Genomic DNA, 10,792 nt, shown 5'->3' on the forward strand with positions numbered 1-10,792 from the left:
ATTTTCAATTGCAGATAATCAAATCGGGAAATCCAGAATTTTTCGATATTGATTATCTGCTTTGCTTTTTTTTTGAAGAATAACAACCGTTCAGAATCACTTATGAATAAGGAATCCTCAGCTGTCGCTAAGAAAAGTGGACAATTTAACGAGCGAATAAATTCTTTAATCGCCGAAATGACCTTGCGTGAAAAAATCGGTCAGATGTCGCAAATAGCCGGTCAGGGAGGTGTTACCGATCAGTTAAAGAAAGCTATTCGCAACGGAGAAGTAGGTTCGTTATTAAATGAAACTGATTTAGACACTCTCAACGAAATTCAGCGGATTGCTGTTGAGGAGAGTCGTCTTGGAATTCCAATTATTATTGGGCGCGATGTAATTCACGGATTTCAAACGATGCTGCCTATTCCAATTGGTCAAGCGTCTAGCTGGAATCCCGAAATAATAGAAAAGGGAGCGCGCATAAGTGCTATTGAAGCAGCTTCTGTAGGCATTCACTGGACTTTTGCGCCCATGATTGATATTACGAGAGACCCGCGATGGGGTAGAATTGCAGAATCTTTGGGTGAAGATCCCTATTTAACAAGCGTGCTTGGAGCTGCGATGGTCAAGGGTTTTCAAGGTGACGATCTTTCAAACCACGACAGCATTGCCGCTTGTGCCAAACATTTTGCAGCCTATGGGTACTCCGAATCTGGAAAGGATTATGCCTACGTGAACATTTCTGAAAATGACCTTCGGAATACCATTCTGCCGCCATTTAAAGCAGCCAAAGAAGCAGGTGTAGCAACATTTATGACCGCATTCAGCGATGTAAACGGTGTGCCGGCTACTGCAAATCAACTTCTGATGAAGAAAATCCTTCGCCAGGAATGGGGTTTTGAGGGTTTTGTAGTTAGCGATTGGGATTCGGTGATTCAGCTAACTACACAAGGCTATTCGAAAAATCACGAAGAGGCTGCATTTGATAGCGTAAGCGCAGGGGTTGATATGGAAATGGCAAGCCGTTCGTATATCTATCACCTTGAAGACCTTGTAGATCAAGGAAGGATTACCATCGCCCAGATAGACGAATGCGTGCGCAACATTCTTAAAATCAAATTTGATCTAGGCTTGTTTGACGATCCGTTTACAAATGAAACCGCTTTTCCCGAAAAGGGAAATCAGAAACATCTGGAAATCGCTAAGCAAGCTGCAATTGAAAGTTGTGTGCTTCTAAAAAATGATTTCAACGTTCTACCACTTAATCCTGAAAAAGTTCAAAACCTGGCTATTATTGGTCCTTTGGCAAATGATGCTTTAGAGCAAATGGGCACATGGACTTTTGACGGTGTAGAAAGCTGGTGTGAAACACCCCTTCAATCCATTCAGAAAGCGGTAGGTGAGCATACAACAATAAGAGTGGCCAGAGGTCTCGAAACGACGAGAACTAAAAATCGTGACGGATTCGCGGAAGCAATAGAAGCGGCAAAATTATCGGAGACGGTGATACTGTTTATGGGTGAAGAAGCTATTTTAAGCGGTGAGGCGCACTGTCGTGCAGATATCGACCTACCCGGATATCAAAATGAATTGCTCGAAGAAATTTCTAAGCTCGGCAAAACCACAATTCTAGTCATCATGGCCGGCAGACCGCTTACATTGACTCAAACACAGCACTATGTGAATAGTATGATTATGGCGTGGCATCCGGGAACGATGGGCGGCCCGGCAATTTCAGATATTCTATTCGGTAAAGTCTCCCCTTCCGGGAAATTGCCATTCTCATTCCCAACAATGGTAGGTCAAATACCTATTTATTACAATCAGAGAAAATCGGGCAGACCCGCAAAACAAAATTCATTCTTACACATAGATGATATTCCTGCCAGGGCTCCGCAAACCTCAACAGGAAATACCTCCTTTCATATGGATGCCGGAGTAGATCCACTCTACCCTTTTGGTCATGGGCTCTCTTACACACATTTTAGCTATGGCGGTTTGCGTCTGTCTAAAAATGAAATGCGGCTCAATGAATCAATTGAAATTCTTATTGATGTTTCAAATGTGGGTGATATGGAGGCTGTCGAAATCGTTCAAATGTATACCCGTGACCGGTTTGGAAGTGTAACCAGACCAGTACGAGAACTCAAAGGCTTTCAGCGCATTTCTTTAAAAGCCGGCGAAACAAAAACTGGAAGGTTTGAGATGCATACCGATCAATTATCATTTTACAATAAGGAAATGAAATGTGTTACCGAACCAGGTGATTTTGACCTTTGGATAGGTGGGGATAGTAACGCAACACATCACGCTCATTTTAAAATAATAAGCTAAAACCAACCATGGAAACCAATCAAAAACCAAAAATTAAAGGTTCTAAGACCAACCGATTTATTGTCCTTACAGCTTTAATCGTCGCACTAGGAGGATTCCTGATGGGATTTGATGCTTCGGTCATTTCAGGGGTGAATAAATTTATAGAATTGGAATTTGAACTCTCAAAGCTTGAGCTTGGGTGGGCAGTAAGTTCATTAACTCTTACCGCCACTTTGGCTATGCTGGTTTCAGGACCATTAAGCGATAATCTAGGTCGAAAAAGAGTACTCACCATCGCTGCCATTTTGTACACTATTTCTGCCTTGGGATCGGCATTTGCACCAAGCTTCTTCTGGCTTATCGCAGCCCGAATGCTTGGTGGTATTGGAGTAGGTGCATCCCTAATTATTGCCCCTATGTACATTGCAGAGATTTCGCCACCGGGATTGCGTGGACGCATGGTTTCTTTTAACCAATTGAATATTGTTCTGGGTATTTCTGTAGCATTTTTCACGAATTACCTTATTCTACAATGGGGCCAGTCTGAAGCTGAATGGACTAAAACTCTAGGTTTTGACGAATACAACTGGCGTTGGATGCTGGGACTTGAAGCCATACCGGCAATTCTCTACTTTTTTGGCCTTTTCGCTGTGCCAAGCAGCCCGCGTTGGCTTGCCATGAAAGGGCGATATGACGAGGCCCTCAAAGTTATGACCCGAGCCTGCGGTCCAGAAGAAGCTGCCGAGATAATACAATCTGTAAAAGAGAGTATGGCAGATACAAGCAAAAAAGAAAAAACACCAATAAAAACACTTTTTAAACCTGCACTAAGACTGGTTCTTACCATCGGTCTTGTTATTGGAATCTTGCAGCAAATAACCGGTATAAACTCCGTTTTCTTTTATGCGCCTATGATTTTTGAGCAGTCGGGTATTGGAACAGATGCTTCTTTTTCGCAAGCCATTTATGTAGGACTTATTAATTTGGTTTTCACCCTACTAGCAATCGCTTTGATAGATAAACTGGGAAGAAAACCGCTTCTTGTTTTTGGAGTTTCCGGAATTGCGCTTTGTATGTTTCTGCTTTCCTATGGCTTTCATTCAGCATCATATACACTTACAGAAGAATCATTGACCGCATTACCCGCCGAAATAGATCGGGTGCAGCTGGCTCCTATCATAAATAAAACCTTTATTGACGACGTGAGTTTTAAAATTGCCCTGAGAGAAAATCTTGGAGAGTTGCCTGCAAAAACGTATGAATCTCAACTTATTACCGGCGCAGTTACTATAAACTCTATGCTCATTCTCATCGGAATACTAGGCTTCGTGGCATCTTTTGCAATAAGCGTTGGTCCCGTAATGTGGGTCTTATTTTCTGAACTGTTTCCAATATGGATTCGCGGTTTAGCCATATCCTTTGTGGGGCTGGTAAACTCGGCTGTAAGTTTTGGAGTCCAGCTTGTATTCCCGTGGGAATTGGAGAATCTGGGAAGCACGATCACTTTTATGATCTATGGGGGTTTCGCAGTTCTAGGTTTGATTTTTATTATACTCAAGCTGCCCGAAACAAAAGGAAAATCATTGGAAGAACTTGAAACATTGCTTGTGAAATGAAAGGATATCAAAACATAGTATTCTTTAAGTCTCTGATACTTTTGTATTCGTGGACGGTATTGACTTCCTGTGAATCTCCAGAAAAAAAGAGTCAAACCATATCAAAACCAGTCAAAGAGGAGATAGTGATAACTCCTTCTTCGTTTGTCCGGTCTACTGGAGATGTAGAAGTGGCGAACAATAAAAAAAGTATTATCCTTTCTGGAGAAAGTACGTGCACATACCAAATAAATGTAAAAGAAGCTGGCAGGTACCGAATTGAATTTTTGATGAATTCAAATAGGGACAGCTCTTCTGTTTGGATCGAAGATTATGTAGGTAATAAAGATGGTCGCACCTATAATATAACCGGAACCATACCTGTTGAAAATGGAAAAGAACCGATCCTGCACTTTCGAGATGGAAGTCCTTTAAATAAAGGTGGGCATACTATAAAACTACAAGCCAAAGGCGCAATAAATATTGAATCTATCAAAATGGTGCTTATGCGAAAGCACCTTGCATCACCTGAAACGCTTACGCAAGAAATGAGCGGAGAAAACTGGGATTTGGTTTGGGCTGATGAATTTGATGGCAGCGGATTGCCCGATACAACCAAATGGACTTTTGACATAGGAAACTGGGGGTGGGGAAATTCTGAATTGCAATATTACACAGCCAATAGAACTGAAAATGCCAGACAGGAAGATGGAAATCTAATAATTGAAGCGCTTAAAGGTGATATGGGTGAGAAATGGACTTCGGCCAGGCTTACCACCCGCGGCAAAGTCTCCTTTCTATACGGTAAAATCGAGTTTCGAGCAAAAGTTCCTCCTTACAGAGGCAATTGGGCGGCAGGATGGACTTTGGGTGATGACTATGTAGATGAACTTTCTTGGCCTTACTGCGGCGAGATAGATATTTTAGAGAGCGTTGGATACCAAATGAACGATACGACAGGAAATGGAATCGCCCATGCATCAGCGCATTGCGGGGCCTATTATTTCAAGCTTGGCAATCAACCCACGGGCACCATTGATGTAAAGAATATGCATGAAGAATTTCATACATACGCCATAGAGTGGAGTCCTGATGAGATAAAAGCAACAGTTGACGATCAGGAATATTTTAAATATGACGATACATCCACACCATTATCCTGGCCGTTTGACAAGCCTCAAAATTTAATCCTTAATCTCACAATGGGTGGTGGCTGGGGAGGCGCAATGGGCATAGATCCAACTATTTACAGCCAAAAAATGATCGTTGACTACGTAAGAGTTTACCAAAAAAAATAAGATTTGAAAACCGTGTTCTACATAGCATTTCTGTTTATCTGCAAAAGCTTATTTGCGCAGGTACCAGTCAATGCAAATGAACGCGAAGATGAAGCCATTTACCAAAAGGTAGATGCGCTTATTTCAGAAATGACCCTTGAAGAAAAAGTGGGTCAGATGACGAATATTAGTTTGATGGCTATTGCCGAAGGTGACTTTTGGAACAAGCGCGATACGGTGATTCTCGACACCGCCAAGATGCGCGATTTACTCGGCAACTTCCACGTGGGCTCTGTTCAAAATCTCGGCACCTACCCTTTCAGTCCGCGTGAATGGAGACAAAATATTGAAATCATTCAAGACTATGTAAAGAGCCAGACGAGGCTTAAAATCCCAGTACTCTACGCGATTGATGCCGTGCATGGCGCAAATTACTCTGCCGGCTCCACCTTGTTTCCGCACCAGCTCGGCATGGCGGCTACCTGGAGTCGCGACCTCGTTGAAAAAGGAGCAGCTATAACGTCTTATGAGATTCGCGCTTCGGGAATTCCGATGAACTACGCACCGGTTCTCGACGTTTGCAAACAACCACTTTGGGGAAGAATTTTTGAGACTTTTGGCGAGGATACTTACTTGACGAGTCAATTGGGATTGGCGACTATAAAGGGAGCGCAAGGCGATAATCAGTCCAACCCTTACAGTTCTTTTGTGTGTTTAAAGCATTTTTTGGCCTACGGAGCTCCCACCAATGGTAAAGACCGCTCTCCCGTAAATCTCTCTTACCGGAAGTTGCGCCAAGACTATCTCCCACCATTTCGTGCAGCGATTGATGCCGGTGCGCTGGCGATTATGATCAGCTCTGCCGCCATTAATGGAATTCCATCTCACGCAGATGAATACCTGATTACCAAGTTATTAAAGCAAGAATTGGGTTTTCGCGGATTCACCATTTCTGATTGGGAAGACGTGAGCAATTTGGTGAAAACACATCAGGTTGCGGCAACCGAGAAAGAAGCTGTAATGCTTGCCGTCAATGCCGGTCTCGATATGTGTATGGAGCCCTACGATGCCAGTTTCGCATCAGATTTGATAGAGCTGGTAAATGAAGGAGCTGTGAAAACTTCGAGAATAGACGATGCTGTAAGGCGTATTTTATATGTGAAATTTAAGATTGGACTTTTTGATACTATTCAAACCGATTCTGATCTCTACATGGATTATGGTTCTCCGGCTTTCGCCGAATCGAGTTACAATGCTGCCGCAGAATCAATCACCCTGCTTAAAAATACGAACAGCCAATTACCGCTTGGAAAAAACGAAAAAGTGCTGGTGACGGGCGTTGCTTCAAATTCGCTCAACTACCTTAACGGTGCCTGGTCGCGAACCTGGAGCGGAGTTGATACCACCTTTAACGAATGGGAAAAAGAAACAATTCTAGAAGCTATTCAAAACACAATTGGCCGGGAAAATAGCATATACGCTCAAGGAACTTCATACGATTCGGATGTGAATACGAAGCAAGCCATTGAAAAAGCTGCTCAAGCCGATCGGATCATTATTTGCCTGGGCGAAATTCCGGCTACAGAAAAACCAAGCGATATTGATGCATTAGATTTCCCCAATGCTCAGATTAATCTGGTTAAACAATTAGCAGCAACCGGCAAGCCCATCACACTTGTATTGGTGGAAGCCAGACCACGAATAATCAGAGAAATTGAGCCGCTCGCTGAGTCAATTTTGATGGCTTACCTTCCCGGAAATGAGGGTGGCCGAGCTATTGCCGATGTCCTTTACGGAGTAATAAACCCCAGCGGAAAGCTGCCTATTACCTATCCCAAATACAACAATTCTTTGTGGGCATATGATCATACACGAGCCGACGAACGAGACAAGGGATTTGGGTATGATGCCTTTGATCCACAATACGCGTTCGGTTTTGGACTGAGCTATACCGATTTTGCTTACAGCGATTTGAAAATTAGTAATGACACCCTTTTCAGCGATGACTCCTTATTTGTATCGGTAAAGGTGACAAACATCGGCAGCCGAGAAGGGAAAGAAATCGTTCAGCTTTATAGCGCAGATCAATTTGCGAGTATTGTACCTACAGTAAAACAATTGCGAAGATTTGAGAAAATAAACCTTCAACCAGCCGAAACGAAAACAGTACAATTCTCTCTTCACCCTAAAGATTTAGCTTTTGTGAATGCAAAAAATGAATGGATTACTGAACCGGGCGCATTCACATTAATGATAGACACATTAGAAGTTCAATTTCTTTATCAGGAAAGTAGCCCAAAAATCGAAAACTTACCTGAAACCATGACTAAAAGACGGAAAAAGAAATGAGCGAAAAGGAAATATATCAGCGAGTTGAAGAATGGCTTAGTCGCATGACTTTGGAGCAGAAAATTGGACAAATGATTCAAACCGAACGTATGTCTATCACTCCTGAAGAGGTTAAAGTTTTTCACATTGGTTCTGTGCTAAGCGGCGGCGGGTCAAGTCCAGGAGAAAACAAACCGGCAGACTGGGTAAAGATGAACGATGCATTTTGGGCTGCATCTGTAGAAGAAGACGAAAAGCATTTGCCCATTCCTATTTTATATGGAGTTGATGCCATTCACGGTCACAACAATGTACTTGGAGCTACAATATTTCCACATAATATAGGATTGGGCTGTGCCAATGATCCTGAACTCGTGAAAAAAATAGCACAATCCACTGCGCGTGAGATTCTTGCTACAGGAGTGGAATGGACTTTTGCCCCTACGCTTGCGGTGGCTCGAAATAACCAATGGGGTCGAACTTACGAGAGTTATTCCGAAGATCCTGAAATCGTTAAATCCTATGCAGGCGCCTTTGTGGAGGGCTTGCAAGGCGATTTAAAGACAGATTCTGTCATAGCATGTGTTAAACATTGGGTTGGCGATGGTGGAACTACTTACGGAATTGATCAAGGCGATACCGATATTTCTGAAGCGGAGTTGCGCAAAATCCATATACCGCCCTACATACCTGCTATTCAGGCAGGTACACTCACCGTGATGGCATCTTTTAATAGTTGGAAAGGCGACAAGCTTCACGGACATAAATACCTGCTTACTGACGTCCTCAAAGAAGAGCTTGGCTTTAAAGGATTTATCATTTCCGATTGGGATGGTTGCGATTATCTAAACGCTGATTTTCATCAAACGGTGGCTCAAGGCGTGAATGCTGGCATTGACCTATTTATGGTGTCAGAAAAATGGAAGCCATTTGGCGAAAGCCTAAACCAACATGTCAATTCAGGAAATGTGAAACCTGAGCGGATTGACGATGCGGTGCGACGAATTCTCTATGTTAAAATCAAATATGGCTTGTTTGAAAAACCACGGCCATCGGCTAGGTACTGGTCTAATCATGAGAGCTTTGGCGGCAGTGCACACAGAGAAGTAGCTCGTGAAGCAGTACGCAAATCGCTTGTATTATTAAAAAATGAAAACGACCTACTGCCCTTAAAAAGAGACGCACGCATAATTGTAGCAGGTAAAAATGCAAACGATCGCGGACACCAATGTGGCGGATTTACAGTGGCCTGGCAGGGCGTTTCAGACAGTATGGACGAGGAGAGTGATGAACCAGCAAGCAAAATTACAACGGCTTATGGAGCGGATGCCGGTGTACAAAGGGGAAAAATAATAGGCGGAACCTCCATTTGGGAAGGAATAAAAGCCATGTCGCCAAAGGCCGAGCTCAACATTAATGGAAATATGGCCGACCGCTCAAGGCACGATGTAGGAATAGTGGTGATAGGCGAAACGCCCTACGCTGAAGGAATGGGTGACATACGACAGGGTGATGAAACCATTGCCGAAATGGCCACAAAGATTAAGGGCCTGATGAAGGTTCTACATCCATATGGTCATTCGCTTGTGCTCAATGAATTGCACCCGGAAGATCTCGAAGCTATTAAAAATATTACAAACCAGAGAATTCCAGCTGTGGTGGTGCTTTTGAGTGGAAGGACTTTAATCATTGAAAAAGAATTAGAAGAATCAACTGCATTTGTTGCTGCGTGGCTACCGGGAAGTGAAGGTCAGGGAGTAGCAGATTTACTTTTTGGCGTTTACGACTTTAAAGGAAAGCTGTCTTTTAGCTGGCAGAAAAAAGCTGGTGAAAACTTCCGAAAAGGAGATGAGCCTTACAATCCGCTTTTTGCTTTTGGCTACGGACTTAGTTATTCAAATAATACAGAGAATTAATATAAACCTTAATAAGAAATGAGAAATCTTAAAATCAATTAACACATTAAAAATCAAATCATTAAAAACAAGAATTATGAAATCACTTAGATTATTATTGATCGTACTTCTCGGATTATCCGGCAGTATGATTCACGCCCAAACGGGCGAATGCTCCGGCACATGGACGGATGCAGCAGAAGGCACATTCGATATGGGCTTTGACTATACAATCGTGACCAATGGACCAGATGTAACAGTTTCTGTTGAGCTTCTTGACATAAAGGATGGTCTCGTAGCCTTTGCACAGACCTATACGCCAGATTTTGCTGAAACGCAAATGGATAACACTGGTGGACAGTCATTTTCATCAACATTTTTTGGACTAGCTGATGGCAGTGCTTTTAATGTGGCTATTAAGTTTGCCTTTGCCGGTGGTCTTGCCACATCTACCATAATCCAATATACGGTAGGTGAAGGATGTGCGACTGGGAGTTCAAGTGATATTGAGCTGCCTATTACATTTGAAGATGGAGGGCTTGATTATGAGCTAACAGACTTCGGTGGAAACGCTTCACAAATCATCACAGACCCTACAGATGCAGGAAATCTGGTAGTGGAGTCAATTAAAACAGATGCAGCCCAAACTTGGGCTGGAACAACCGTTGCAGAAGTTTCTGGTTTTAGCGAGCCTTTGCCATTTGCTGCAGGAGCTACAACAATGACAGTACGCGTATGGTCACCAACATCTGGTACACCTATTAGGCTGAAAGTTGAGCAAGTTGGCGTGCCAACCGTTTCGGTAGAGACTGAGGCTACAACCACTATGGCTGGCGACTGGGAAACGCTAACATTCAATTTTGCAAACCAAGCTGCTGGTACAGCCGCTCTTAACTTTGCCAATACGTACAATAAGGCCTCTATCTTCTTTAATTTTGGAACAGATGGAGCCACAGCCGGTTCACAGACTTACTATTGGGATGATGTAACATTCGACGGAAACGGCGGAGGTGAAAATATGATTGAACTCCCTATCACTTTCGAAGATGATGAAGTTGATTATGAACTAACCGATTTTGGTGGGAATGCTTCACAAATAATTGTAGATCCAACTGATGCTAGCAATTTGGTAGTAGAGTCAATTAAAACTGATGCAGCCCAAACTTGGGCCGGAACAACTGTTGCAGATGTTTCTGGTTTTAGCGAGCCTTTGCCATTTGCTGCAGGAGCTACAACAATGACGGTACGCGTATGGTCACCAACTTCGGGAATACCTATTAGGCTGAAAGTTGAGCAAGTTGGCGTGCCAACCGTTTCGGTAGAGACTGAGGCTACAACCACTATGGCTGGCGACTGGGAAACGCTAACATTCAATTTTGCAAACCAAGCTGCTGGTACA

The 10,792-nt window shown here is 43.1% G+C and carries 5 protein-coding genes and 1 pseudogene; all 6 read left to right on the forward strand.

Annotated features, from left to right (window positions below; translation table 11 throughout):
- Window positions 1-102 precede the first annotated feature (102 nt).
- The gene (gene bglX / locus G3O08_RS04205; protein WP_163283426.1) at window positions 103-2,316 is read left to right on the forward strand and encodes a beta-glucosidase BglX; all 2,214 of its coding nucleotides are present in this window, start codon (window positions 103-105) and stop codon (window positions 2,314-2,316) included.
- A gap of 8 nt (window positions 2,317-2,324) precedes the next feature.
- Window positions 2,325-3,914 carry a sugar porter family MFS transporter gene (locus G3O08_RS04210; RefSeq protein WP_163283427.1) on the forward strand — a complete coding sequence of 530 codons (1,590 nt, stop codon included), beginning with the start codon at window positions 2,325-2,327 and terminating at the stop codon, window positions 3,912-3,914.
- On the forward strand, window positions 3,911-5,191 hold the full coding sequence (locus G3O08_RS04215; protein WP_163283428.1) for a family 16 glycosylhydrolase: 1,281 nt from the start codon (window positions 3,911-3,913) through the stop codon (window positions 5,189-5,191). Before G3O08_RS04210 ends, G3O08_RS04215 begins: the two co-directional genes overlap by 4 nt.
- Before the next feature lie 12 nt (window positions 5,192-5,203).
- Window positions 5,204-7,519 (forward strand): glycoside hydrolase family 3 N-terminal domain-containing protein, encoded by a 2,316-nt coding sequence (locus tag G3O08_RS04220; RefSeq protein ID WP_317164027.1) that lies wholly within the window; start codon window positions 5,204-5,206, stop codon window positions 7,517-7,519.
- Window positions 7,516-9,414: a glycoside hydrolase family 3 protein gene (locus tag G3O08_RS04225; protein ID WP_163283430.1), complete on the forward strand. Its 1,899-nt coding sequence runs from the start codon at window positions 7,516-7,518 to the stop codon at window positions 9,412-9,414. Before G3O08_RS04220 ends, G3O08_RS04225 begins: the two co-directional genes overlap by 4 nt.
- Before the next feature lie 76 nt (window positions 9,415-9,490).
- A pseudogene (locus G3O08_RS04230) lies at window positions 9,491-10,792 on the forward strand (carbohydrate-binding domain-containing protein); the annotation flags it as partial.

This window comes from Cryomorpha ignava (genome assembly GCF_010686655.1).
GTDB classification, from domain to species: Bacteria; Bacteroidota; Bacteroidia; order Flavobacteriales_D; family Cryomorphaceae; genus Cryomorpha; species Cryomorpha ignava.